The organism is Patulibacter ginsengiterrae (assembly GCF_056269115.1).
In genome coordinates this window covers 1-25961 of sequence record NZ_JBWDOG010000009.1, presented here as the reverse complement: position 1 = coordinate 25961, position 25961 = coordinate 1, and the positions used below count along the sequence as shown (strand labels likewise).

21 protein-coding genes are annotated in these 25961 nt (G+C 75.0%); 13 read left to right on the top strand and 8 right to left on the bottom strand.

Translation table 11 applies throughout. The features are described 5' to 3' along the window. Positions 1 to 72: 72 nt before the first annotated feature. Positions 73 to 1068 carry a GDP-mannose 4,6-dehydratase gene (locus ACVUH9_RS13290; RefSeq protein WP_475757660.1) on the bottom strand — a complete coding sequence of 332 codons (996 nt, stop codon included), beginning with the start codon at positions 1066 to 1068 and terminating at the stop codon, positions 73 to 75. Positions 1069 to 1299: 231 nt separating this feature from the next. On the opposite strand from ACVUH9_RS13290, the gene ACVUH9_RS13285 reads away from it, so the two are divergent. After that, positions 1300 to 2208, top strand: a complete 909-nt coding sequence (locus ACVUH9_RS13285; RefSeq protein WP_475757658.1) for a WecB/TagA/CpsF family glycosyltransferase — start codon at positions 1300 to 1302, stop codon at positions 2206 to 2208. 10 nt (positions 2209 to 2218) lie between these two features. Further along, on the top strand, positions 2219 to 3502 hold the full coding sequence (locus ACVUH9_RS13280; RefSeq protein WP_475757656.1) for a nucleotide sugar dehydrogenase: 1284 nt from the start codon (positions 2219 to 2221) through the stop codon (positions 3500 to 3502). 36 nt (positions 3503 to 3538) lie between these two features. Here the strand turns inward: ACVUH9_RS13280 and ACVUH9_RS13275 are convergent, their stop codons facing one another. Further along, the gene (locus ACVUH9_RS13275) at positions 3539 to 5107 is read right to left on the bottom strand and encodes a glycosyltransferase family 2 protein (RefSeq protein WP_475757654.1); all 1569 of its coding nucleotides are present in this window, start codon (positions 5105 to 5107) and stop codon (positions 3539 to 3541) included. Between the two features lie 191 nt (positions 5108 to 5298). Here ACVUH9_RS13275 and ACVUH9_RS13270 point away from each other — a divergent pair, with 191 nt between their 5' ends. After that, a complete protein-coding gene (locus ACVUH9_RS13270) occupies positions 5299 to 6198 on the top strand; it encodes a class I SAM-dependent methyltransferase (RefSeq protein ID WP_475757653.1) in 900 nt (299 codons plus the stop codon). Positions 6199 to 6257: 59 nt separating this feature from the next. Then, positions 6258 to 7217, top strand: a complete 960-nt coding sequence (locus tag ACVUH9_RS13265; RefSeq protein WP_475757651.1) for an NAD-dependent epimerase/dehydratase family protein — start codon at positions 6258 to 6260, stop codon at positions 7215 to 7217. Positions 7218 to 7398: 181 nt separating this feature from the next. Here the strand turns inward: ACVUH9_RS13265 and galE are convergent, their stop codons facing one another. Genes galE through ACVUH9_RS13250 form a run of 3 tightly spaced genes read right to left on the bottom strand, consistent with a single transcriptional unit; the run spans position 7399 to position 9999 of the window. Beyond that, positions 7399 to 8424: a UDP-glucose 4-epimerase GalE gene (gene galE / locus ACVUH9_RS13260; RefSeq protein WP_475757649.1), complete on the bottom strand. Its 1026-nt coding sequence runs from the start codon at positions 8422 to 8424 to the stop codon at positions 7399 to 7401. A gap of 10 nt (positions 8425 to 8434) precedes the next feature. Then, on the bottom strand, positions 8435 to 9565 hold the full coding sequence (locus ACVUH9_RS13255; RefSeq protein WP_475757648.1) for a glycosyltransferase: 1131 nt from the start codon (positions 9563 to 9565) through the stop codon (positions 8435 to 8437). After that, entirely contained in the window at positions 9562 to 9999 is a 438-nt protein-coding gene (locus ACVUH9_RS13250) for a DUF6314 family protein (protein ID WP_475757647.1), read from the bottom strand. The genes ACVUH9_RS13255 and ACVUH9_RS13250 overlap by 4 nt, the downstream gene beginning before the upstream one ends. Before the next feature lie 123 nt (positions 10000 to 10122). On the opposite strand from ACVUH9_RS13250, the gene ACVUH9_RS13245 reads away from it, so the two are divergent. The 8 genes from ACVUH9_RS13245 (at position 10123) to ACVUH9_RS13210 (ending at position 21073) form a co-directional block, all read left to right on the top strand. Beyond that, complete coding sequence (locus ACVUH9_RS13245; protein ID WP_475757645.1) at positions 10123 to 11817, top strand: glycosyltransferase; 1695 nt, start codon at positions 10123 to 10125, stop codon at positions 11815 to 11817. 117 nt (positions 11818 to 11934) lie between these two features. Next, positions 11935 to 13317 (top strand): glycosyltransferase, encoded by a 1383-nt coding sequence (locus ACVUH9_RS13240; RefSeq protein ID WP_475757643.1) that lies wholly within the window; start codon positions 11935 to 11937, stop codon positions 13315 to 13317. Next, complete coding sequence (locus tag ACVUH9_RS13235) at positions 13314 to 14393, top strand: glycosyltransferase family 4 protein (protein ID WP_475757641.1); 1080 nt, start codon at positions 13314 to 13316, stop codon at positions 14391 to 14393. The genes ACVUH9_RS13240 and ACVUH9_RS13235 overlap by 4 nt, the downstream gene beginning before the upstream one ends. A gap of 111 nt (positions 14394 to 14504) precedes the next feature. Then, positions 14505 to 15173, top strand: coding sequence for a hypothetical protein (locus ACVUH9_RS13230; protein WP_475757639.1), 669 nt, complete (start codon positions 14505 to 14507; stop codon positions 15171 to 15173). After that, positions 15163 to 17490, top strand: coding sequence for an O-antigen ligase family protein (locus ACVUH9_RS13225; RefSeq protein ID WP_475757637.1), 2328 nt, complete (start codon positions 15163 to 15165; stop codon positions 17488 to 17490). Before ACVUH9_RS13230 ends, ACVUH9_RS13225 begins: the two co-directional genes overlap by 11 nt. A 50-nt stretch (positions 17491 to 17540) precedes the next feature. After that, a complete protein-coding gene (locus ACVUH9_RS13220) occupies positions 17541 to 19133 on the top strand; it encodes a glycoside hydrolase 5 family protein (protein WP_475757635.1) in 1593 nt (530 codons plus the stop codon). A gap of 68 nt (positions 19134 to 19201) precedes the next feature. After that, positions 19202 to 20296 (top strand): glycosyltransferase family 4 protein, encoded by a 1095-nt coding sequence (locus ACVUH9_RS13215; protein ID WP_475757633.1) that lies wholly within the window; start codon positions 19202 to 19204, stop codon positions 20294 to 20296. Between the two features lie 78 nt (positions 20297 to 20374). Then, complete coding sequence (locus ACVUH9_RS13210) at positions 20375 to 21073, top strand: acetoacetate decarboxylase family protein (RefSeq protein WP_475757631.1); 699 nt, start codon at positions 20375 to 20377, stop codon at positions 21071 to 21073. Positions 21074 to 21210: 137 nt separating this feature from the next. On the opposite strand, the gene ACVUH9_RS13205 is transcribed toward ACVUH9_RS13210, so the two are convergent. The 3 genes from ACVUH9_RS13205 to ACVUH9_RS13195 all read right to left on the bottom strand — a co-directional run bounded on the left by ACVUH9_RS13205 (position 21211) and on the right by ACVUH9_RS13195 (position 24922). Then, positions 21211 to 22266: a glycosyltransferase family 2 protein gene (locus ACVUH9_RS13205; RefSeq protein ID WP_475757629.1), complete on the bottom strand. Its 1056-nt coding sequence runs from the start codon at positions 22264 to 22266 to the stop codon at positions 21211 to 21213. 110 nt (positions 22267 to 22376) lie between these two features. Further along, positions 22377 to 23786: a nucleotide sugar dehydrogenase gene (locus ACVUH9_RS13200; protein ID WP_475757627.1), complete on the bottom strand. Its 1410-nt coding sequence runs from the start codon at positions 23784 to 23786 to the stop codon at positions 22377 to 22379. Further along, a complete protein-coding gene (locus tag ACVUH9_RS13195) occupies positions 23783 to 24922 on the bottom strand; it encodes a Gfo/Idh/MocA family protein (protein WP_475757625.1) in 1140 nt (379 codons plus the stop codon). Before ACVUH9_RS13195 ends, ACVUH9_RS13200 begins: the two co-directional genes overlap by 4 nt. A gap of 85 nt (positions 24923 to 25007) precedes the next feature. On the opposite strand from ACVUH9_RS13195, the gene ACVUH9_RS13190 reads away from it, so the two are divergent. Next, positions 25008 to 25895 carry a DapH/DapD/GlmU-related protein gene (locus tag ACVUH9_RS13190; RefSeq protein WP_475757623.1) on the top strand — a complete coding sequence of 296 codons (888 nt, stop codon included), beginning with the start codon at positions 25008 to 25010 and terminating at the stop codon, positions 25893 to 25895. Positions 25896 to 25961: the final 66 nt, after the last annotated feature.

Genomic DNA, 25961 nt, shown 5'->3' with positions numbered 1-25961 from the left:
CCGCTCGCGAGAACGTCCTGCCGGCCGGCGCGGAGAACCGGGCGTGAGCGACGTCTGCCGCGTCCCGCCCGGCTAGCCCGCGCCCAGCCGGGCGAGGTCGGCGGCGACCATCTCGCCGACCAGCTCACCGAAGCTCGTCTGCGGGCGCCAACCGAGGATCTCGCGCGCCTTCGTCGGGTCGCCGACCGGCGGCCAACGCTCGGCCGGCCGGACGAAACGCGGATCGACGAGGACGCGGTCGTAGGGCGCGCCGTCCGGCCCGGGCACGATCCGCGGCACGTCGGCGGCGGCGAACGCGGTGTCGATCAGGTGCCCGACCGTGCGCGGGACCCCCGACGCGAAGACGTAGTCGTCGGGCTCGTCGTGGCGCAGCGCGAGCACCATCCCGGCGACGATGTCGCGGGCGTGCGACCAGTCGCGGACGGCGGCCTGGTCGCCGAGGGTCAGCGTCTCCGCCTGGCCCGCCGCGATCGCCGCGACCCCCGCGGTGACCTTGCGCGGCAGGAACCGCTCCGGCCGCCGCGGCGACTCGTGGTTGAACGTGACGGCGGAGACGAGGAAGCGATCGTGGTGCGTCCGCAACGTCCGGACGAGCCCGTGCGCGGCGAGCTTGGCCACGCCGTAGGGGCTCCGCGGCCGCATCGGCGACTCCTCGTCCTGCGGCGACTCGCCGGCGTCCCCGAAGATCTCGCTCGAGCTCGCCACCAGCACCCGCACGTCGTCGCCGACCTCGGCGGCCGCCGCCAGCACGGTCGCCGTCCCCGTCACGATCGCGGCGGTCACCTCGGACGGATCGCGCCACGAGTCGGGCACGAAGGTCGGTGCCGCCAGGTGGTAGATCTCGTCCGGCCGTGCGGTCGCGATCGCCGCCCGGACCGAGGCCGGGTCGAGCAGGTCGGCGGCCAGCAGCTGGACCTGGCCGTCGAGCTGCGGAAGCCCGGCCGCCGCCAGCGCGCCGTCGGTCCGGCGGACGGTCCCGACCACCTCGTCGCCGGCGGCGACCAGCTGCTCGGCCAGGTAGCCGCCGTCCTGGCCCGTGATCCCGGTGATCAACACGCGACGGGTCATCTATCCGGTCCCCTGGGCTGGGCGTCGTGGCATGCAGCGCAGGCTAGCCGGAGCCTGCTCCGAACGGGTTTCCGCACCCCGCTCGTCGGTGCCGGCAAACCGTGCAACATACGTTGCGTTGCAGGTGAACGGTATTATTCGTGCAACTTCGGGACCGTTCATGGGTTTCAAGCCCTGAACCGCGGCACGGTCGACGATCCCCGTACCCGTCCCGGTCCCCCCCCTCTTCTGATGCACGACGACGCGCACCCGGTCACCAATGCGGACGTGCTGCGCGCGCTCGCAACTCCCCCGCCCCAGGTGGAGGTGCTCGGCGTGCCGCTGGCCCTGACGGACTACGACGACGCCGTCTCGTGGATCGACGCGATGGTCGCGTCCCGCCGCCAGGGCTACGTCTGCGTCGCCGCCACGCACACGGTGATGGCGTGCCAGGAGGATCCCGAGCTGCGCGACGCCGTGCTCGGCAGCTCGCTGACCGTCCCCGACGGCCAGCCGCTCGTGTGGGCCTTGAACCTGCTGGGCCACCGCCAGCGGGAGCGCGTCTACGGGCCGACGCTGATGGAGCGCCACTGCGCCCACGCCGCGCGCACCGGAACCCGCGTCTACCTCTACGGTGGACGCGACCGCGGCGCGCTCGACACGCTCCAGCGCAGCCTCCGGACGCGCTTCCCGGGCCTCCAGATCGTCGGCGGCTGGTCGCCGCCGTTCCGGCCCCTGACCGAGGCCGAGGACGAGCGGGTCGTCGCCGAGATCAACGAGTCGGGCGCCGACGTCGTCTGGGTCGGGATCGGCGTCCCGAAGCAGGAGAAGTGGATGGCCCGGATGCGGCCGCGGCTCGACGCCCCGGTCCTGCTCGGGGTCGGTGCCGCGTTCGACTTCCACGCCGGCCTGGTGCCGCAGGCCCCCAGCTGGCTCCAGGCGCGTGGGCTCGAGTGGGCCTTCCGCCTGGTTCAGGAGCCGCGCCGGCTGTGGCGTCGGTACGCGCGCTACAACCCGCTGTTCGTCGCCGGCTTCGCCGCGCAGCTGATCCGCCAGCGTCGCTCCGGGAACGCCGCGGCACCGGTCCTGCACCAGCCGCCGCCCCCGCGGCCGGCCCGCGGTTCCGCCCGTCGCCGCTCGGCGACACCGGCCGGCCGCTAGCCTGCTTCCCGTGGATCTGGATGTCGCCGTCGTCGGCGTGGGGCGCGTAGGCCTCCCGCTCGCACTCGCCTTTGCCGATCGTGGCCTGAAGACGCTTGGCGTCGACGCCAAGACCGAGATCGTCGAGACCGTCGCCGCCGGCCGGATGCCGTTCTTCGAGCCCGGTGCCGACGAGATCCTGGCGCGCGTGCGCGAGCAGGGCCGACTGGAGATGACCAGCGAGGTCGCCCAGGCCGCTCGCGCCCGCCACATCGTGCTGACGCTCGGCACGCCGTCGTTCAGCCACATCGAGATCGACGTCAGCCAGATCCGCAGCGTCCTCGACGACCTGCTGCCGCACCTCCGCGAGGGCCACTGCGTCGTCCTCCGCTCCACGATCGCCCCGGGCACGACCGAGTTCGTCGCCGGCTACCTGGAGATGCACAGCGACTTCACCGTCGGCGAGCAGCTCTTCGTCGCCCACGTCCCCGAGCGGATCGCGGCCTCCCGCTTCTTCGACGAGATCTCGACCCTGCCGTGCATCGTCGGCGGGTTCGGTGCCCGCTCCGGCGAGATCGCCGCCGAGCCGTTCCGGGCGCTCGGTGCCCCGGTCGTCCAGACCAGCCCGATCGAGGCCGAGCTAGCCAAGATCTGGACCAACATCCTCCGCTACACCCAGTTCGCGCTGCCGAACCGGCTGATGATGGAGTGCGAGCAGTACGGGGCCAACGTCTTCGAGGTCATCGAGCTGATCAACCGCGACTACCCGCGCGGGGGGATGAAGCTGCCGGGGATGACCGCGGGCACCTGCCTCCGCAAGGACTTCACGTTCAGCGAGGAGCGGTCCCCCGCCCCGGGGATGCTGCTGGCCGTCAGCCGCGTCAACGAGTCGGTGCCGTTGTTCCTCGTCGACGGCCTCAAGCGCCGGCTGCCGAGCGAGACGTTCCGGGCGCGGAAGATCGCGGTGCTCGGCCTCGCCTTCAAGGGCGATACCGACGACGAGCGCGATTCCCTCAGCTTCAAGCTGATGCGGCTGCTGGAGCGCGAGCTGGCGCTGGTCGCCGCCCACGATCCCCACAGCCCGTCCTCCACGCTGACGTTGGAGGAGGCGGTGACGGGAGCCGAGGCGATCGTCCTCGCCACCAACCACTCCGCGTGGCAGGACCCGGTCGTGCTCGCCCGGCTCGCCGAGCTGGCGGCCCCCGGCGCGATCCTCGCCGATCCGTGGAACTGCTTCGGGCAGGACGCCGTCTTCGGCGTCGCGAGCGAGCTGGCCGTTCCGGCCGTGGCCGCCGCCAGCGCGTCGGCCGACTGACGGCCGACGGGACCCGTACCTCCACCCCGGCGGCTGCTAGTCGCCGATACCGCCGCCCGCAGCCACCGCTGCCGCCGCGGCCGCCGACTTGGGCAGCCCCGGATCGGGGAAGTCCGCGAGCCGTGCCCGCACCCGGTCGAGGTGTCGCAACACCGCTGCCTGCAGCTGTTCGCCGCCGTCCGAGACCCCGAACGGCGTCGCAGCCTCCCAGGCGCCGACGAAACAGCTGCCCCACCGCAACTCCGGTGCGACATAGGCGCTGCCCTTGGACGCCGCGAGTAGCACCACATAGGGCGTGCGGAGCACCTCCAGCTGGTCGCTGCCGATCTCCGGACCAGCCACGACGAGGTCGGGGCGGAAGCCGTCCACAGCGCTGCTGGGATCCTCGTACTCCCGAGTGTTGCCGGACGCCGTCGGGCCGTTGCCCTCACCGCACCACGCGATCTGAGCGCCAAGGGTCTCGAGCTCTCGCACGAACGCGGACGGCACCGCGACCTCGCCCCGCAGGGCGAGGATCCGCAACGGCCGGCTGCGCAACACCAGCTGCTGGGTTCCCGCCCACTCCTCACGGATGTTCGTGTTGTCCGACATCCGCCCGCTGGCCCGCGTTCGGTACATCGCCGCGATCACCGGCACGCGGACAGGGTCCTTCTCCAGGGTCAGCCGTTGGATCACGTCCCAGTCCGTGGCCGAGCGGATCGCTGGGTCGTAGCGTGATCCAGCGAGCCCGGCGCGGTGGGCGAGCGCGTTCTGATCGACCAGGTTCTTGAACGGCAGCAGCCGCCGATCCCACGGCTCGAAGAGCAGCCACGGAGCGCCGGGACCGTTCCGCTCCATATCGGTGACCAGCGCACCGTAGGCGACGTCCGCCTCCGGATGGGACTCGAATCCCCACACGACCGCCCGCAACCACGACCGGCCCATCAGGTTGTCGTCGTCGAGGTGGGCGACGTACTCGCCCGCCACGTGGTCGAGCCCGAGGTTGCGGGACCGGGCGATCCCGGGATCACGATCCCGCCGGAAGCTCCGGATCCGCGGATCGGTGAACGCTGCGATCACGGCCGCGGTCTCCGGCCCGCTGTTGTCGTCGATGATCAGCAGCTCGAAGTTCTGGTGCGACTGCGCAAGCACCGAGCGAACCGCTTGTTGGAGCAGGTCCGGGCGGTTCTGCGTCAGGAGGATCACCGACACGAACGCGTTCGACGGCGGCAGCGCGTCGACCCATGCGGTGGCCGCCAACACCTCGCTTGCGCGCTCCGCCCGGGCGGCATTCGGTCGTTGGGCCTCGAGCTCGGCCAAGCGGCCGGCCAGCTCGTCGAGCCGGACGTCCTGCGCGTGAGCCCGCGCTTGCAGCAGCGCGATGTGCCGCTCCTGGGCCTCGAGATGCCGGTAGGCGCCGACGTCGGCCGAGACCAGTTGCTCGACCCGCGCTGCCAGCTGTCCTTCGACGGCAGCGACCTGCTGCCGTAGACCACCGAGCTCGAGCGCCTCGCGGATGCGTTCCGCGAGCGCGCGCTTGAGGCCGACAGCAGACCGGAGTGCCCGGATCTCTTGTTGCTCGACCCGGAGCACGTCCACCAGCCTGCGGGTTCTCGAGCGCGCCATGAGCACCGGAACCTAGCGCCTCACTGCCCTTCCGGTCCAGATGCCGGAACACCGTCCAGACCTCCGATCGGCTCGTAGCTGGTGCCCCTAGCGGTTCCCGCGCTCCGGGATCTCCCTCGCCAGGTTCGCCCCGAAAGGACAGCCCGGCCGGCCGACCAGGTCCACCTGCGCGGCGACGCTAGGCTCGAGCGATGGCCTCCCCCGCACCGCCCGAAGGTGGCACGACGACCCCCGACGGCCGCCCCGTCGACGCGGCCACCGCCGACGGCCTCAACGCCCGCTTCTGGGACGCGCTCGCCGAGCGCCACGCCCGCGGCACGGGGCGGTTCTACGACACCGAGGCGCTGGTCCGCGGCGAGAGCCCGCTGTGGGCCAGCGAGGCGAGCGCGCTCGCGCGGGTCGCCCCGGACGGCCTCGCGGGGCAGCGCGTGCTGCACCTCCAGTGCCACCTCGCGTCCGACGCGATCCACTTCGCCCGGCTCGGGGCCGACGTCACCGCCCTCGACCGGTCGCCGACGGCCCTCCACCACGCCGCCGAGCGGGCCGCACGCTGCGGGGTCGCCGTGCGGTTCGTCGCAGCCGACGCCAGCGATCCCCCGGCGGAGCTGGACGGCGCGTTCGACCTGGTCTGGGCGACGATCGGCGTGACCTGCTGGATCCCCGACCTCGAGCGCTGGATGGCGGCCGCGGCCCGCCTGCTGCGCCCGGGCGGGCGGCTCGTCCTGATCGACCTCCACCCGCTGTTCGCGATGCTCGACACCGTCGCTCCGCTGCGGGCGGACTTCCCGTACGGCGGGGGTACGCTGCTGGCGTTCGACGGCGGAGGTGACGACTACAACGGCGACCCGATCGCCGACGGCGAACCCGCGCCCGACACGGCGACGGCCAACGCCGCCTGGAGCGTCGGCGAGCACGTCACCGCCGCGGCCCGCGCCGGGCTCGTCGTCGACCACCTCGAGGAGCACCTGGAGACCGACCAGTGCCCGCTCGGCGCGCTGACGGCGGAGGCGGACGGGCTCTATCGCCTGCGCTACGGGCCGGACCAGCCGCCGCTGCCGGTGCTCTTCAGCCTGATCGCCCACCGCCCCTGACCGCGGGCGCTCGCGACCGCTGGCCGGACGCCCACCGCGGCTCGATAGCCTCCCGCCCGATGCCTCGCGTTCTCGTCACCGGCGGTGCCGGCACCATCGGTGCCGCCGTCGTCCGCCGTCTGCTCAGCGACCCGCGCTTCGAAGTGCGCGTGTCCGACCAGCGGGACGCCCCCGCCTGGATGCGGGAGGGCTGCGAGATCCACCAGGGCGACCTGCGCGACCGCGACGAGGCCAAGCGGGCGGTCGACGGCTGCACCCACGTCATCCACCTGGCCGCGATCGTCGGCGGGATCGGCAACTTCCACAAGCTGCCCTACACGCTGACCGACGTCAACTCGTCGCTCTACAACAGCGTGATGGGCGCCGCGATCGCCGTCGGCGTCGAGCGCTTCACCTACGTGTCGAGCTCGATGGTCTTCGAGGAGACCACCGAGTTCCCGACCAAGGAGGAGCACGTCGAGCGGGTCCCGACGCCGCGCTCCGCCTACGGCTTCTCCAAGCTCGCCGGCGAGATCCAGGTCAAGGCCGCCCATCAGGAGCACGGCCTGCCCTACACGATCGTGCGCCCGTTCAACGCCTACGGCCCGGGCGAGGTGCCCGAGGACGAGCCGGGGATCGCACACATGGTCCCCGACGTGATCAAGAAGGTCCTGGCGCTGCCCCAGGGCGCCCCGCTGCCGATCTTCGGCCAGGGCGACCAGACCCGGACCCTGACCCACGTCGACGACATCGCCGACGGGATCGTCACCGCGACCGGCCACGACGCCGCCCTCAACGAGGACTTCAACATCAGCGCCTCGGACGAGCGGACGATCGCCGACGTCTGTCAGGTGATCTGGCAGCAGTGCGGCCGGACCGACGAGCTCGTCTTCGAGCACCTGCCGACCTTCGACGTCGACGTCCAGCGCCGCTGGCCCGACGTCAGCAAGGCGAAGCGGCTGCTCGACTGGGAGGCGCGGATCCCGCTCGACCAGGGGATCGCCGACACGGTCGCCTGGCTCCGCAGCACCCAGGGGTAGCGCCTCGCGGGTTCGCGCTACGTGCGCGCGACCCGCACCACGGCCTTCCGGTCGCCGCACGGAGGCTCGTCGAGCCGCCGTAGGCCGCCCGGACCGTCAGCCGCCGGAAGCCCCGCGGGACGGTTCCCCACGCTCGCCGGTCCCCGGCTCCAGACGGCCCGGAGCCGGTCGCCCCCGTCCCTCAGCCCGCCCGGCGAGCGTCCTGCGCGGCCTCGCGCTCGGCCGTGCCCGGAGCGTTCCAGGCGGCCCAGGCGCCGGAGACCATCGCCTCGAGGTCGAGGCTCGGCTTCCAGCCGAAGTCGCGCTCGATCCGCGCGGCCGAGCCGACGATCCGGGCCGGGTCGCCGGCCCGTCGCGGGACGACGTCGTAGCCGTCGACGCCGGCCGCCGCGACCTGGCCGAGGATCGCGTCGAGGATCTGCCGGACCGACACGCCCTCGCCCCGACCGACGTTGTAGGCCGGGTCGAGCGCGACGCCATCGTCGAGCAGGACCGCGGCCCGCAGGTGCGCCTCGGCGAGGTCGGCCACGTCGACGTAGTCGCGGATGCAGGAGCCGTCCGGCGTCGGGTAGTCGTCGCCGAAGAGCTTCGGGCGGCGGCCGGCGGCCAGCGCCCGGAAGACCAGCGGGAAGAGGTTGTAGGGGCTGTGGTCGACGAGCGAGACCCCGCCGAGCGCCGGACCCGAGCCGACCACGTTGAAGTAGCGCAGCGAGGTGTGCCGCAGCGCGGGGCGCGCACGGGCCTGATCGCGGATCAGCCACTCGCCGATCAGCTTCGACTCGCCGTACGGGCTCTCCGGGCGCTGCGGGTCGTCCTCGGTGACGATCTCGCCCTCGGCGGTCCCGTAGGTCGCGGAGCTGGACGAGAACACCAACCGGTCGATCGCGCGCGCGGCCATCGCCTCCAGCAGGACCCGGGTGCCCTCGACGTTCGCGCGGTAGAAGTCGAGCGGGACGTTGACCGACTCGCCGGCGTACTTGAGCCCGGCGAGGTGGATCACCCCGGCGAGCGGCTGCGCGTCGAGTGCGGCGGCGACCGCGGCCGGGTCCTCCAACCGTCCCTCGTGCAGGACCACGTCGTCGGGCACGAACTCGCGGAAGCCCGACGAGAGATCGTCGAAGACGACCACCTCGCGGCCTGCGGCGCGGAACGCGCGGACGATGTGGGACCCGATGTAACCGGCTCCGCCGGTCAGCAGCCACGTCATCGGCCGGAGTCTAGGGCGACGCGAGCGCGGCGGCGTAGGCAGCCCCCAGCCGCTCGGCGACCGTCTCCGGCGCGGTCAGTCGCGCCGCGAGCTCCCGCTGGCGCGCTCCCGCGGTCGGGTCGGCGGCCACCCGCAGCCAGGCCGCCGCGAGCGGCGCCGCATCGCCGGGCGGGACCCGAGCGTCGTCGGGCACCAGCTCGCGCAGCGCCCCGACGTCGCTGGCCACCACCGGCAGGCCGCGCAGCATCGCCTCGGCCGCGGCCAGGCCGAAGGTCTCGTGGGCCAGCGACGGCACCAGCTCGACCGACGCGTCCGCCCGCAGCGCGTCGAGCGCGGCCGGGTCGAGCCGCCCGGCGAAGCGGACCTGCGGCAGGTCAGCGGCGGCGGCGCGCAGCTCCTGCTCCAGCGGCCCGTCGTTGGCGATCACCAGCGGGAGCCCGGTGATCCGCGCCGCCTCGATCGCCGTCGCCGTGCCCTTCTCCGGCGCCAGCCGCCCGACCACCACGGCCGGACCGTCGCTCCGGCGCGGGCCGTCGGCCGCCGGCCCGGCCTCGACCGGGTGCGGGACGACATGGACCCGGCCCGCCGGCAGCGGGGCGCCGAGCTGCTCCAGCCGCTCGAGCGCGGCCCGGCTCGGCACGACCACCACGTCGCAGGCGTCGAGCAGCGGGTGCTGCTGCCGGACCAGCCCGGCGGCGTAGGCGGCCCCTTCGGCGAGCCCGCCGCGGCAGCGGTGACGGAGCCCGGGACGAAGGTCGCGGCCGTGGCAGAGCGTGCAGTCGTGACCGTCGCGGACGCAGGTCCCGATCGCACAGACGAGCCGGTAGTTGTGCAGCTGGAGGACGACCCGGGCGCCAGCCTCGCGCGCCGCCCGCAGCGCCCGGAAGCCGTAGGTCGGGTGGACGTTGTGGGCGTGGACGATCCGCGCCCCGGTCCGCCGGACCTCGTCCGCCACCTCGTTCGGGTCGAGCCCGCCGACCAGCAGCCCAGCCGCCGCCCGGCCGCCGCCGATCGCGGCCGAGTCCCGCTCCAGCAGCGCGGTCGGCTCCCCCAGCCGCTGCTCGGTCAGCGCGCGCAGCCCGGCGATCGCGCGCTCCTCGCCCCCGAGCGTGCGGTAGCGGTGGTGGAGGTGCAGGATCACCGCGTGTACCGGCTGACGATCGTCTGGTCCTTGGTCGGCCCGGAGACCCGCCAGCGGATCTCGACCGCGTCCCGGCTCTCGGCCCGCAGACCGCCGACGTAGTGGTCCTCGCCGCACGGGTGGTCGACGACGCTGACCCCGGTCCGCAGATCGAGCGGGTGGAACGGCCGTCCGTCCTCGAAGCGGACCGCCCAGCCGTCGCCCTCGGGCACGATCCGCAGCGTCCGCGACGCCTCGCCCTCGTGGCTCCCGAGCCGCAGGTGGCCCTCCTCGATCCAGACCAGGCCGTCGCCCTCGGGCACGAACCGGGCGGTCCCCGTGAACGTCCCGTCGAGCCCGCTGTGGTCGTCGTGGACCTCGCGCACGACCGTCCAGGTGCCGGTCAGGAAGGCGATCGGGTCGGCGACCGGGAAGCTGGTCGGCGCGGGCGGCATCGTCGTGGAGCGTACTTTGCTTGCTTGACCTTTCCCTTTGCCATCGCATTCGCCCGCGGTGTCGTTCCGCCCTCTCAACCGCTCGGGCCGCTGTGTTACCAAAGGTCACTAGCCTTCCTGGCCGTGCCCCGTCCAACCGCCGCCGTCGCGATCCCGACCACCGGACGCCCGGACTACCTCGATCACGCGCTGCAGTCGGTGCTTCCGCAGGCGGACGAGCTCGGCGTCGAGGTGCTCGTCGTCGACGACGGGCCGTCGCCCGAGACCCGTGCCGTCGCCGTCCACCACGGGGTCCGCTGCCTGACCCACCCGCGGCGGCGGGGCCTCAACGCCTCGCGCAACGCGGCGATCGCGGCGACCGACGCCGAACTGGTCTGCTTCCTCGACGACGACGTCGAGGTCGAGCCCGGCTGGCTGGCCGCGCTGCTCGACGCCGCGGCCGCCGACCCCGAGCTCGACGCGCTCGGCGGGCCGATCGAGGTCCGCCTCGAAGGCCGCCCGGACGACCCGGCCGAGCAGCGGCTGCCGCCGATCAGCCGGCTCGTGCTCGAGCCCGCCGCCGACCGCGACACCGACCGGCTGTGGGGCGCGAACCTGGCCGTGCGCCGCTCCGCGATCGACCGGGTCGGCCCGTTCGATCCCTCGCACACGATGCCCAGCGGGGACGAGGAGGTCTGGCTGCAGCAGCTGCGCGAGAGCGGCGGCCGCGTCCGCTACGTCGCCGGGGCAGGCGTCGTCCACCGCCGGGCCCCGGCCGACGCGACCACCCGCGCGCTGGTCCGCGCCCAGTGGCACCGCGGCCACGCCGCCCGTCAGGCCGACCTCCGTGCCGCCCGTCGCGGTGGCGCCGCACCGTCGCTCGTCCGCGAGCTGCGGACCCTCGCCGGCAACCTCGCCGGGCTCGTCCGCCACCGCGACGACGCCCACCGCTGGACCACCGCCAACGCCGCCGGCCGCCTGCGCGAGGCGCTGCTCGGCTACGCCCCAGCCGGCCCTGCCATCGCCGGGGTCGACGACTTCCTCGCCGGCACCAGCGGCCACGTCGCCGGCCGCCGGGCCGCGCTGCTGCGGGCCTACGACGGTTGGCTCGACCTCCAGCTGCGGCGCCAGCACGTCGACCAGCGGCTCGACCGGCTGGCCGCGACCACGCCGTCGCAGCGGATCACGATCGTGATCCCCGCCCGACCCCACAACGCCGAGACCGTCGCCCGGATGGTCACGCGGCTGGCGTCCTCCCGCCACCAGGTCGACCTGCGCGTCGTCGACCCCGCCGGCCGCCCCCGCTTCCGCACGATCGAGGAGACCGCGCTCGACGCCGACGGCACGCTGCCCGCCGACTGGCTGCTGATCGTCGACGACGACGTCGAGCTGGTTCCGCGCTTCCTCGACCGCTTCCTGGCGCTCTGCGTCGCCGCCAACCTCGACCTCGCCCAGCCCGCCCACCGCCGTCACGGCCACGCCGCCTGGCCGGTCACCCGCCGCGTGCCGGACGCGCTCTGGCGTGAGACGACCTTCGTCGAGATCGGCCCGGTCACGGCGATCTCGCGCCGCGCCGCCGACCTGCTGCTGCCGTTCCCCGAGGGCACCGGGATGGGCTGGGGCCTCGACGCCCACTGGGCGGCCGTAGCCGCCGAGCACTGCTGGCGGCTGGGGATCGTCGACGCGCTGCCGGTCGGGCACCTCGCCGCCCCGGCGGGCAGCGGCTACTCGCGCGACGAGGCGCTGGCCTCGGCCCGCGCGCTGCTGGCCGAGCGGCCGTACCTGCCGCGCTGGGAGATCGGCACGATCGCTCGCCACGAGCAGCTGCCCGGCGAGTAGTCGACGGCCGGACGCGCCCGGCTCGCCAGCGCCCCTGGCGTCCCGTTTCGATTCGCCGCGCGACGGCCGTCGCGGCGCGTCGTTATGTGACCGTTGGTAACGGTAGCCTGGGCGGACGTGCCCCGCCCGAGCGCCCAGTCCGCGCCTCCCGTCGCGGCCCCGCCGACCGGTTCGGCCGACCCGCTGCGGGTCTGCGTCGTCGCCGAGTTCTACCCCCGCGCCGACGACCCCGTGCTCGGGATCTGGGCCCACCAGCAGGCGCTCGCCGCCCGCGACGCCGGCGCCGAGGTGCACGTGCTCGTCCTGCACCGGCCGGTCCCGCCGCGCGCGACCCGTCCCCGCGACCTGCTGCGCACGCTGCGGCAGATGCGCGCCCAGCCGCGCGAGGCCGAGATCGACGGGATCCCGATCACGTACGTGCGCTTCCACAGCCCGCCGCGGGGCCGCAGCTACGGTTCCTGGGGCCGCTACGCCGCCCGGCCGCTGCGGCGCGCGCTCCGGAAGCTCCACCGCCGGTTCCCGTTCGACGTCGTCCACGCCCACAACGCGGTCCCCGCCGGCGACGCCGTCCGGCGCGTGATCGCCCAGGCCGTCCCCGGCGTCCCGACCGTCGTCTCCGTGCACGGCGGCGACGTCTACTACACCGCCCCGCGATCGGCCGCCGGCAAGCAGGCCGTCCAGGAGACCTTCGCCGCCGCCGACCTCGTGCTCGCCAACAGCGCCGGCACCGCCGACCGCTGCGCCGAGCTGGGCGCGACCGACACCCGTGTGGTGCGGCTCGGCACCGACCTCCCGGACGCCGACGCGCTCGACCGCTGGCACACCGGCCGCTCCTGGTCGACCCCGCCCGTCCACGGGGCGCCGCCGGCCGCCCGCCGCGCCCCCGGCCGCTGGGGCCACGGCCCGCTGCTGCGCCCGGCCGACCGCTCCCGTCCCGAGCCGCAGCTGGTGACCGTCGCCCACGTCGTCGGCCGCAAGCGCCACGAGGACGTGATCCGCGCGCTCTGGGTCCTCCGCGACCGCCACCCCGGGGCCAACTACCGGATCGTCGGCGACGGACCGGAGCGTCCGGCGCTGGTCCGGCTCGCCGCCGAGCTGGGGGTCGACGACCGGGTCGAGTGGCTCGGCCAGTTGCCGCACGCGGAGGCGCTCGAGACCGCGCGCGAGGCCGACCTGTTCGTGATGCCGTCGGTCGACGAGGCGTTCGGCGTCGCCTACGTCGAGGCGATGGCCGCCGCGATGCCGGTCGTCGCCGCGCTCGGGGAGCCCGGCCCGCAGGAGATCGCCGCCGCCGGCGAGGGGATCGTGCTGGTCCCGCCCGGTGACGTGACCGCGCTGGCCTCCGCGATCGACGCGTTGCTCTCCGACCCGGCCCGCCGCCGCCGGCTGGGGCTCGCCGCCCGCCGGACGGTCGCCGAGTCGTTCACCTGGGAACGCTGCGGCCGGCAGACGGTTCGGGCCTACCGCGGGACCCTCGCCGGGGCGGCCGACCGCCGATGAGCACCGCCGACCGCCGTTCGCGACCGATCCTGATCGTGACCTCGCGCGTGCCCCCGGAACGGGTCGGGGCGTTCCGCGCGCTGGCCGAGCTGGCGCCGGTCGAGATCGCCGTCTTCGAGGGCCGCGACCACCACTTCTCCCGCTCGGTCGCGACCGACGTCGGCGTCCCCGTCCACCGGATCGGCCAGCGCCAGGTCCACCGGCTGGCGGCGGCCCGCGGCCGTTGGCGGGCGGTGGTGGCGGGCACCGCCGGCCGGATCGCCCTGCCGAGCGCCTGGCGCGGGGCCCGCAGCGGCGGCACGCCGTTCGTGCTCTGGAGCGCGATGTGGCACGAGCCGACGACGGCGCCGTTCCTGCTCGCCCGGCCGCTGCTGCGCCGGATCGTCCGCGACGCCGACGCGATCGCCACCTACGGGTCGCACGTCTCCGCTCACGTCCGCGCGCTCGGCGGGCGCTGCGTCCACACCGCCCCGCAGGCGGTCGATCCCGGCTTCTGGATCGAGCCGCCGCCGGCCCCGCGCGACCCCGAGGCTCCGTTCCGGATCACGTTCGTCGGCCGCGACGCCCCGGGCAAGGGCCTCGAGATCCTGCTCGTCGCCTGGCGCCAGGCGAAGCTGCACGAGGCCGTCGGCGCCCAGCTGACCTTGCTCGGCCCCGAGCCGGCGTCGGACGCCGGGCTGCCCGGGGCACGGGCCCTGGGACCGGTCTCGCCGGAGGAGGTCCGCGCGACCCTCGACCGCAGCGACGTCCTCTGCGTGCCCTCGGAGCGGACCCCGGCCTTCCTCGAGCCGTGGGGCCTGGTCTGCAACGAGGCGCTGCACCGCGGGGTGCCGGTGGTCGCGACCGACGCCGTCGGCGCCGTCGCCGGGGGCCTCGTCCGCGACGGCCGCAACGGGCGGGTCGTCCCGGCCGGCCAGCCGCTCGACCTCGCCCGCGCGCTGACCGACCTCGTCGTCGATCCGCAGGCGACGAAGGCGCTCGGGGAAGCAGGTCGTCGCGACGCAGCGGCGTATACGTTCTCGGCGTGGGCGACGGGCATGCTGGCGGCGGTGCAGGACGCCGAGCGCTCCGGCTGATCGTCCTTCCACCGCAACTCGACGGCCCGAGAGCGGTTGGTAGCGTTGACAGGCTGGTCGTGGACGACGGACGTCCACGGCGCGCCGCCGCCCGACACCGAGGGAAACTACGTGCGCAACCGACTCAGCTTCACCCCGCTCCTGCTCGCCGCCGTGCTCGCTCTGGCGACCGTTCCAGCCGGCGCCTCCGCCGACGCCCGCAGCGAGATCTACCAGCAGTGCGCCGACGGGGCGATCACGGGCAGCTACACGCCGCAGGAGCTCAAGAAGGCGTTGCAGGGCCTCGGCAGCCTCGGCGACTACAACGACTGCTCGGACGTGATCAGCCGCGCCCTCAACGGTGGCGGCAAGAAGAGCGGGGCCGGCGGCGGGAACGGCAGCAACAGGGCCCGCACCGGGACCGGCTCGGGCGCGGGGGTCGGCACCGCCGGCGGGACCGGCACCACCACCGGCACCGGGGCGGGGACCGGCACGACCACCGGCGGCACCGGCACGAACGGCGCCGACGAGCCCGGCTCGATCAGCGCCGCCGCCAAGGCCACCGAGCAGCAGGGGACCGAGGCCGCTGCGGCCGCCGCCGCTGCCGCCGCCAAGGGCAAGGCCGACAGCGACATGGCCCTCAAGAGCGTGCGGGTCCCGGAGTCCTCGCTCAACCTCGGCTCGTCGGGTGCCGCGCTCCCGCTGCCGCTGCTGCTGGCGCTGATCGCCGGCGGTGGCGCGGCGTGCGTGGCCGGCGCCGCGACCGGAGTCCAGGCCCTGCGCCGACGACGTGCCCGCTGACGTCACGACCCCGGGATCAGCTCCGCCCCCGGCGGAGCTCCCGCTCTTTCCCGAGCCCCGTCGGCGACGGCGTCCTCGCCTACCGCGGCGCCCCCAGGTCCCGCGGTTCGTCCGGGGCGATGCGCCCTGGGTCCTGCTCGTCGCCGGGCTGCTGGTCTGGACCGTGCTCGGCGCGCAGACCGGCAACAGCGTCAGCGCGACGACCCCGCCGCTGCTCGCCATCACGGCGATCTCCGGTCTCGTCGGGGTCTTCGCCGCGCTCTTCGCCGCCCGCGCCGCCCGCAACTGGGGGGCGGGCACGCTGCTCGCCGCCGCGGCCGTCGTCGTCTTCACCGGCCTCTCGATCACCTGGTCGGTCGCCCCGGACCTGTCGTGGTTCGAGACCAACCGGACGATCGCCTACGTCGCCGCGATGGCCGGCGGGGTCGCCGCCGCGCGGCTCGCCCCCAGCCGCTGGCAGGCCCCGCTCGGCGGGATCCTGCTCGGCTCGACGATCGTGATCGGGCTCGGGCTCGCGTCGAAGGTCTTCCCGACCGCGCTCGATCCCGACCAGCTCTACGCGCGCCTCCAGGAGCCGATCGGCTACTGGAACGCGATCGGCTCGATCGCCGCCTTCACGCTGGTGCTGTCGCTCTGGCTGGGTACGCGCCGCAACGGCTACCGGCCGCTCAACGCGCTCGCCTATCCGGTCGCCGCGCTCGCGGTGATCACCCTCCTCCAGTCCTACTCGCGCGGGAGCCTGGCCGCGGCGGGGATCGGGATCGTCGTCTGGATCATCTTCGCCCCGCGGCGCCTGCACAGCCTGCTGGTGCTCGCCGTCGGCGTGCTCGGCGGCGGCTTCGTGGGGATCTGGGCGTTCGCGAACTCGGCGCTCTCGACCGACAAGGTCGTGCTCGCCGCCCGGGAGTCGGCCGGGACCGAGTTCGGCGTGCTGCTCGCGGCCACGATCGTCTTCCTGCTGCTGGTCGGGCTCGCGATCGAGTTCGCGACCGTCTTCACCGGGATGCAGAGCCAGGAGCGCCGTCGGCTCGGCGTGTTCGTCGCCTGCATGGTCGCGGTGATCCCGCTGGCCGGCATCGGCGTGCTCGCGTCGAGCCCGAAGGGCCTGACCGGCAGCATCTCCAACGCCTACACCCAGCTGACCGATCCGACCGCGGCGATCCCGTCCAGCGACCCGTCGCGGCTGAGCGAGGTCAGCTCGGCCCGCTCGCTGTACTGGCGGGAGGCGACCCGCCTGTACCGGGCCCAGCCGTTGCACGGCGTCGGGGCCGGCGGCTTCGAGGCGGTCCAGCCCCGCGCCCGGCTCGAGAGCGGCGCGGTCGCCCGGCACGCTCACGGGTGGGTCCCGCAGACGTTGGCCGACATGGGCTGGACGGGGATGCTCGTCCAGCTGCTGCTCGGCCTGACCTGGATCGCCGCCGCCACCCGCGCGCTCGGCGTCTGGGGGCCGTTGCGGGCAGGATCCCGGAGCCCGGAGCGCGACGGCACCGCCGCCGCCGCCGCGATCGTCGCCACCTTCGCGGTCGCCTCGGTCGCCGACTGGACGTGGTTCGTCCCCGGCGTCGCGCTGCCGATGATGCTGCTGGCCGGCTGGGTCGCCGGCCGCGGGGCCGAGGCGGCCTTCGCCGGTGGCGCGATCGGCCGCCGTCCGCCGCTGTCGCTCGGCTCGCCGCGGACCGCGATCGCCGTCGCGGTGCTCGCGGTGACCGTGATCGCCTGCTTCTCGTTGGTCCAGCCGTGGCGCTCGGAGCAGGAGCAGGAGGCCGCCCTGACCGCGCTGGCCGCCAACGACGTGACGACCGCCGAGCGCCGGGCCCAGGACGCCCGCCGGCTCGATCCGCTCTCGCTCGAGGCCGACTACACGCTGGCCCGGGTCCTGGTCGAGAAGGACGACGTCGCCGGCGCCCGCCGCCTCTACCAGGCCGCGGTCGAGCTCGAACCGGCCGTGCCCGACAGCTGGGCGCGCCTGGCCCAGTTCGAGCAGGAGGTCGCCGGCCGACCGTTCGCCGCGCTCCAGGCGGCCGGCGTCGCGCTCAAGCTCGCCCCGACCTACCGCCCCGCGCGGCTGGTCGCGATCGCCGCCAACCAGGAGATCGTCGGCAAGCGCCAGGCTCGCGAGGCCGAGCGCGCCGCCGCGAAGGCCGCCCGGGAGGCGAAGAGGAACGGCGTCGCGATCCCGCCCGCGGGCACCGCGACGCCCCCGGCCAGCACGACCACCCCGCCCGCCGGCACGACCACGCCCCCGGTCACGCCCACGACGCCTCCGGCGGGCACCACCGCCACGCCGCCGCCCGCCGGCGCCGTGACCACGCCGTGATATCGACAACTGCGACGCTCCGTCGCACGATCGTCTAGGACTGCTTGCACATGCGCCGTCTGATCCTGCTGACCGTCGCCGTGCTGCTGGCGCTCCCCGCCGCGAGCGCGTCGGCCGATCCCCGCCTGGAATCGATGTTCCAGGACGACCCAAGGATCCTCTCCAAGGACCTGAAGGTCCGCGACAGGACGCTCGACGAGATCAAGGCGCTCGGGGTCCAACGGGTCCGGGTGACCGCGTTCTGGAACCGGATCGCGCCCGCGATCGACGAGCAGGTCAAGCCCACCGGGTTCGACGGCAGCGACCCCAACGCGTATCCGGCGGCGAGCTGGACGACCCTCGACGGCGTCGTCGACGCGATCGTCGCCCGCGGGATGAAGGTCGACCTCAACCCGACCGCACCGATGCCGAAGTGGGCCGGGTCCGGGTCCTTCGACCCGCGCCTGGACTCCGTCACCAACCCGAGCCCGGTCGAGTTCGGGGCGTTCGTCGCCGCGCTCGGCACGCGCTACAGCGGCCGTTTCGTGCCCGCCGGCCGCAAGGCTCCGCTGCCGCGCCTCAGCTACTGGACGATCTGGAACGAGCCGAACCAGGGCGTCTGGTTGTCCCCGCAGTGGAAGGCGATCGGCAAGCAGCCGGTCGAGGCCTCCCCGCAGCTCTACCGCGGCCTCGTCGACGCGGCCTGGAAGTCGCTCGGCGACACCGGCCACGCGAACGACACGATCCTGATCGGCGAGACCGCCCCGAAGGGCGTCCACCCCGCCTCGAAGCTGAAGGCCGTCTCCGACGCGATGCCGCCGCTGCGGTTCCTGCGCCGGCTCTACTGCCTCGACGACCAGCTCGCGTTCCTGACCGGTGCGGCCGCGACCGCCGTCGGCTGCCCGGCGACCCCGGACGCCGCCGCCTTCGCCGGCGAGCACCCCGGCCTCTTCCGGATGACCGGCTACGCCCACCACCCGTACGAGCTGACGCTGTCGCCGACGACCACCTCCGGCTCGCCGGACTACTTCGTGACGATGGCCAACATCGGCTCGCTCGGCGACCAGCTCGACCGGGTGATGGGCCGCTACGGGCAGCAGCGCCGGACCGTCCCGCTCTACCTGACCGACTACGGCTACCAGAGCAACCCGCCGGACCCGCAGGCACCGTCGCTGACCGCCCAGGCCGTCTGGAACAACCAGGCCGAGTACCTCGCCTGGAAGAACCCGCAGGTCCGGACGCTCTCGCAGTTCCTGCTCTACGACGACGCTCCGATCTCCGGGGCCAAGGACGAGGACAGCCGCTGGGGGACGTTCCAGAGCGGCCTTCGCTTCGGTCCCGGGTCGAAGCGCGAGGGCCAGGCGAAGCCGGCCCTGAACGCCTACCGGCTGGCCTTCTTCGTCCCGCGTCGGACGCTCGGGAAGAGCCGCAAGCTGCCGTTGTGGGCGCACGTCCGGCCCGGCGCCGGCAAGCGCAAGGTCGACGTCCAGATCCAGACCGGCAAGGGCCGCTTCGAGCACCTCAAGAGCCTGACGACCGACCGCCACGGCTTCCTCTCGCAGTCGATCGCCGTCCGCCGTTCCGGGGTCGCCCGGATCAGCTGGAAGGCCGGCTCGAAGCGGTTCGTCAGCCGCTCGGTCTCGTTCCGGGTCAAGCAGCGGTAGCGGCCGCGCGGCCGACGCGACGTTCCGGTCACACGGACGGCCGGTCGGGGCACTAGCCTAGGTCCACGATGCCGTCGCTCTTGGTGGTGCACGCGATGGACCGGCCCGGTACGGCCGAGCTGGCGCTGCTGCGCGCCGCCCCCGGGCTCAGCGAGCGCGGCTGGCGGATCACGATGACCGGCCCCGAGGGGCTGCGGCCCGCCGAGGCCCCGGCCGCGGTCACCTGGCGGGCGTTGCCGGTCGGCGGACCGGGCCGCGCACGCGCGCTGACCGCGGTGCGGGCGTTCGGCCAGGCGCGAGCGCTGGCCGAGGCCCACGACGTCGTCTACCTCAACGGTGCCGTTCCCGCCCGTCATCTCCCGGCGCTTCGCGGGCTGGGTGGGGTCCGCAGCGTCCTCCACGTCCACGAGCAGGTCGCCCGCCCGCCGGCGTTCTGGGGCGCGGCCGACCTGCTGCTGGCGAACTCCGCCGCCTCCGCCGCGCCGCTCCGGGCCCGGCTCGGCCGGCCGGTGCTCACGACCGGGCTGCCGGTCGATCCCGACCCGCCCGCGGTCTCCGCCCCGTGGTCCGCCGACGGCCGGCCGATCGTCGGCTTCGTCGGCCGGATCGATCCGCGCCAGGCCCCGCTCGACCTCGTCGCCGCGGCCGAGTCGATCCGCGCGGCGGTCCCCGAGGTCCGGATCGTGGTGGTCGGCGACGACCGCCACGGCAGCGACGCCACCTACGCCCGGCTGCTCGACCGCCGCGCCCGGGCCGCGCACGTCGAGCGTTGGGGCTGGCAGGGCGACGCCGCCGGCCTGCTCCGCCACCTCGACGTGGTCGTCGTCCCGTCCCGCAGCGAGCCGTTCGGCCTGGTCGCCGCCGAAGCGCTGGCCGCCGGGGTCCCGGTCGTGGCCTCCGCCGTCGGCGGGCTCGTCGACGTGGTCCGCGACGGCGTCACCGGCCATCTGTTCGCCCCGGGCGACCCGAAGGCGCTCGCTCACGGGGTGGTCTGGGCGCTGCGGGAGCGGCCGCTGCTCGGGGAGGCCTGCCGCGAGGCCGCCGGCCGCTGGGCGCTGCCGGCCTGGACGGCGCAGCTCGACCGGCTGCTGCGGGCCGACGACCCGGCGGCCGTGGTCGCGGCCGGCCCGCCTGCCCCCGTCGCGTCGACCCCGCACGGCTGAGCGTGGGCGGGCCGCGAGCGCTGCGCCCAGGCCCCCCTTCCGCACCCGACTGGCTGGCCAGCCAGTTAGGATCGGGGCATGACCGCCGCGACCGCGTCCTACCCGCCGGAGCCGTGGCATCTCGGCGGCAGCATGCTGATGACCACCTGGCGGGTCCCGACGAGCGAGATGCGGGCGGTGCTCGGCGAGCGGATGCCGGACGGCGTCGCCCCCGTCACCCGTGGCGACCACGCCTTCGTGATCACCGCGTTCGTGCGCTACGAGCCGGGCAGCGTGCTCAGCTACGACGAGCTGCTGCTGGCGGTCGTCGCCCGCCGCGGTCGCCAGCCGATCACCACGATCCCGCGGATCTGGGTCGACAGCCCCGCCTCGCTGGCCGGCGGCCGGACCCTGTGGGGGATCCCCAAGGACCTCGCCGACTTCGAGCAGTCGTGGGACGGGCCGATCAGTGCCCGCGCGAGCCTCGCCGGTCAGCCGATCGCGTCCGTCCGGGCGGTCCCGCGACTGCGCACGCCCGGCTGGCGGCGGCTGCCGATGCCGACCGCGCAACGGCTCGACGGCCGGACGACCTTCGCGGAGGTCCAGGCACTGGGACGGCTGCGCCTGGCGTCGGCCGACTGGACGATCGCACCCGACGGGCCGCTCGGCTTCGTCGGCCGCGGACGCCAGCTCGGCTCGGCCGTGCTGAGCGACATGACGATCCGCTTCGGCCCGTCGGTCCAGACCGTCGACGCCGACCCGCAGCCCGCCGACGGAGCGGGCGTCGTCGGGATCTAGCCGGCGCGCGCGGCCGGCCACCGAGGCCGGCCCGACGTCGCTCAGCGGCGCCCGCGCGAGACCCGGATCCCGACCGGCTTGGCCGTCTTCCGGCCCGCCTTGACCGTCAGCTTCACGACCCGCCCGCCGCTCGCCCGCTAGCGGACCGGCTGCGCCTGCTCGCCGGGCGGCGTCGGCGGCTGTGGCCGTTCGACCGGCGCCCCGGGCGGGAGCATCCCGAACGGCGGGCGCGGCGGACGCCGCCCGAGTGCCGCACGACCCTGCCCGCGCCGCGCCGCGCGGTGGCGCTGCTGGACCCAGCGTCGCCGCCGCCGTGCGGCCGGGAGCTGCCGGGCGATGTCGACGTAGGCCCGCAACAGGAACTGCTCCCGCAGCAGCGCCCAGCCGAGCGAGGCGATCTCGTGGCCGACGATCCACGGCGCCGCCCGCAGGAACCCGAGGCCGGTCTCGTTCTTGACGATCATCAACCGCCGGTTGCGGAACTGCAGGCGCAGGTGCGCGCGGTCGACCTTGCTGCGGGTCGAGGGGCTGGAGAAGCGCATGTGCCAGCCGACCGCGCGTGGCTCGTAGCGGCTCTCCCAGCCCAGCAGCTGCGCGCGCCAGGCGAGGTCGGCGTCCGTCCCCCACAGGCCCATGTCCTCGTCGAGGACCTCGAGTCCGATCGCGCACTCCTCCAGGCACTCGCGCCGGTAGAGGACGCAGGCGCCGTCGCCGCCGAACGCCGGACCCATCCGGGTGAAGCGCTCGGGCGACTCGCCGTGCCCGACCAGCGCCGTCCGCCGGCGGCGGTCGATCGTGATCCCGGCGGCGTCGAGCTCGCCGATCCGCGACGCCGGGTCGAGCCCGCCCGCCCGCATCAAGCGCGGCACGACCGAGCCGAGCGCCGGGTTGTAGAGGTGCGGCCGGAGCGCTTCGAGGAAGCCGTCCTCGAGCACGCAGTCGGCGTTGCACCAGAGGATCCAGTCGCCGCCGCAGGCCGCGAGGCCGGCGTTCATCGCCGCGGCGTAGCCCCGCCGGCGGGTCAGGCGCAGGCGCCGCGCGCCGAACTGCTCGCACAGCTCGGGGGTCGCGTCGGTGCAGGCGTTGTCGATCACGACGACCTCGTCGGCGCCCTGCGCGCACGCCGCCGGCAGCGACCACCGCAGCAGCCGCGCGTCGTTCACCGACAAGATCAGGATCGTGATCCGACTCACGGAGTCACAGCACGGTAGACGTCGAACGGCTCGCAGGCGGCGCGGTCCTGCCTCGGTGCTGTCAGGTTGCCCACGGGGTCCGGCACCCGCTCAGCGTATGCGGCGCGCGTTCACCGTACCCGCGGGGCGTCGCGTCCGATCCGCCGGACGACGACTCCGGCGGCCCGCCAGGCGTCGACGTCGAGGACCCCGCGACCATCGACGACGACCCGTACGCCGGGCACGTCGGCGGGGACCAGACGCCGGTAGGCGGTGTGGTCGGTCTGGACGATCGCGCCGTCGACGGGGCCACCGTCCCACGGCTCGAGCCCGAGTCCGCGCAGCTCGTCGTCGGAGAAGAGCGGATCGGCGACCAGCGCGACCGCCCCGGCTGCCCGCAGCGCGTCGCGGACCCCGAAGACCCCGCTGAACGCCGTCTCCTTGACGTCCCCGCGGTAGGCCGCCCCGAGGATCGCGATCCGGCGTCCGGCGAGCGCGTCGCCCGGGGCCTCCGGCGCAATGCCGTGGCCCGCGTCCCCGCTCGCCGCCGCATCGGTGGCGGCGCGCGACGCCTCGGTCGCCAGCAGGCCGGCGAGCATCTCGACCGCGTAGGCCGGCATCGCCTCGTTGACCTCGCGCGCGGCCGCCGGCAGCGTCGCGCCCGGGTCGCCCTCGAGGTAGAAGCGGGGGTAGACCGGGATGCAGTGGCCGCCGACCGCCACGCCCGGGCGGTGGATGTGGCTGAACGGCTGGCTGTTGGCCGCGTCGATCACCGGCTGGATGTCGACGCCGATCCGGTCCGCGTGGCGGGCGAGCTCGTTCGCGAAGGCGATGTTGAGGTCGCGGTAGGTCGTCTCGGCGAGCTTCGTCAGCTCGGCCGCCTCGGCGCTGCCGAGCGCGCGGACCTCGACCTGGTCCCCGAGCAGCTCGCGGTAGCGCGCCGCGGTCCGGGCCTCGCCGGGCTCGTCGAGCCCGCCGACGATCTTCGGGTAGGTCTCCAGGTCCGCGAAGATCCGGCCGCTGTAGACGCGCTCGGGGCTGTGCGCGGCGTGGAAGTCGACGCCCTCGCGGAGACCGCTGGCCCGCTCCAGCAGCGGACCGACGCGGTGGCGGGTGCTGCCGACCGGCAGGGTCGTCTCGACGACCACGCTCGGCGGGTCGCCGTCCGGCCCGGCGGCCGTCCCGCGCGCGTCGACGGCGCGCCGCAGGCCCTCGCCGACGGCGGTCACCGCGGCGTCGACCGCGCCCCACTTCGGTCGCGCAGCCGCGTCGACCACCAGCGGCGGGACCAGCAGGATCAGGTCGGCGCCCTCGGCGACCGCGGCGACCGTGTCGGTCACGACCCGCAGCCGGCCGTCGGCGACCGTCGTCGTCAGGGCCTCGGCGAGTCCGGCCTCCCCCGGGAACGGCTCCCGCGCGGCGCCGATCTCGGCCACCAGCTCGGCGTCGATGTCGCAGCCGATCACCTCGTGCCCGCGCAGCGCGGCGAAGGCCGCCAGCGGCAGGCCGATCTTGCCGAGGGCGACGACGACGATCCTCACCGGCGGCCCTCCGGGCTCGTCCCCGCCGACACGTCGGTCGCCGTGCTCTCGGCGACCCCGTCCGCGGGCGGGCGGCCGTCGAGGTGGACGCTCTCGCCCGTCGCCGCGCTCCGCAGGACCGCGTCGGCGAGGTCGACGGCGGCCAGACCGTCCTCCAGCGTCACCACCGACGCTCCGGGGCGGCCCTGGACGTAGCCGCAGAACTCCTCCAGCTCGACCAGCAGCGGCTCGCGGCGGGAGAGCGCGTAGCGGGTGACGTCGCCCTCGCTCACCCCACGCAGGGTGCGCGTCGCGTCCCACTCGCTGGAGACCTCGCCGTTGGCGTAGAAGGTCAGGTCGGCCGTCAGCGTGTCGGCGACGAGCATCCCGCGCTCGCCGAGCACCCGGGTCTGGCGGACCTTGGTCGGCGACAGCCAGTCGACCATCGTGGTGAAGGTCGTCCCGCCGGAGAGCCGGCCGACGACGTTGACCAGGTCCTCGTGCTCCCGCCCCATCCGGTGCTGGGTCTGGGCCGCGAGGCTGACGACGCCGCCGCTGACCTCGCCGTCACCGCCGAGCCAGCCGACGAGGTCGAGGTCGTGGGTGGCGAGGTCCTTGACCACGCCGACGTCGCGGATCCGGGCCGGGAACGGCCCGATCCGCTCGGTCGCGACGTGGAAGACCTGGCCGAGCTGCCCGTCGCGCATCCGTCGCCGCATCTCCCGCAGGGCCGGGTTGCAGCGCTCGACGTGCCCGACGGCCCCGCGGACGCCGGACGCGCGAACCGCCGCGATCAGCTGGCGGGCGCGCTCGGGCGTGTCGGCGAGCGGCTTCTCGACCAGCACGTGGACGCCGGCCGCGACCAGCTCGAGGACGGCGGCGAGATGCTCCTCGGTCGGCACCGCGACGACCGCGAGATCGGGGCGTCCGTGCTCGATCAGGTCGGCCACGGTCGCGAAGACGAGCGACGGGTCCTGGACGGCCCCGTGGCGGTCCCCACCGGGGTCGACCGCCCCGGCGAAGGTCGTCAGACCGGACGTCTGGAGCAGCCGCGCGTGGTGCCGCCCCATCATCCCCAACCCGACGATCGCGCCCCGCAAGGGTCGCGCGGCCGCCGCGTCGGTGTCGAGGTCGGGCTTGCCGTCGGCGCTCTGCACTACCGGCAAGCCTAGGTGACTGTCCACCCGCCCCGCAGCCCGCACCCCCAACCGACGATCCGGCGCCGCCGACTACGCTCCCCGGATGGCGCGCCGCGACAGCATCCGTCCCACGATCCACCCCACCGCGGTCGTCGATCCCGAGGCCACGGCGAGCGGCGGCGCGATGATCGGCGCCGACGCGCGCCTCGCCGACGGGGTCCGGGTCGCACCGTTCGCCGTCGTCGACGCCCGCAGCACGGTCGGGGCGGGCGCGATCGTCGGCCCGCACGCGGTCGTGCACCACGACGTGACGATCGGGCCCCAGGCCCAGATCGGCTCGCACACGGTGATCCACCCGGGCACCGTCGTCGGTGAGGGCGTCGTCGTCGGGGACCACGCGGTGCTCGGCAAGCCGCCACGGCTGCGGGCCGGATCGGCCGCCGCCAGCGGTGAGCCGCCGACCCCGTTGCGGATCGAGGCCGGCGCGACGATCGGGGCCGGGGCGGTGGTCCTGGTCGGGGCCTCGATCGGTGCCCGCACGATCGTCGGCGACCAGTCGTTCGTCCGCGAGCGCTCGACGGTCGGGGCCGACACCGTCGTCGGTCGCGGCAGCACCATCGACTGCGACGTGACCGTCGGCTCGCGGGTCAGCATCCAGACCGACGTCTACGTGACCGCAGGGTCGGTCGTCGAGGACGACGTCTTCCTCGGTCCGGGCGTCTGCACCACCAACGACGACCGGATGGGCCGCGCGCCCCGGACCCTCGACGGCGCGCTCGACCCGGCCGGGATCGTGCTCGTGGGGGCCACGATCCGCCGCGGCGCGCGGGTCGGCGGCCGCGTGGTGCTGGTGCCGGGCGTCGAGATCGGCGCCGACGCCTTCGTCGCCGCGGGCGCGGTCGTGACGAAGGCGGTGCCCGCCGGTCGCCGCGTGATGGGCGTCCCCGCGCGCGATGCGGGGCCGGTCCCGGACGAGGACCGCCTGCGCTGAGCGGCGGGCGAAGTGGCGTCGCGCGAGGCGCTCGGCCCGCGCGCCCGCCTGCCTGCCCCCCCCCCC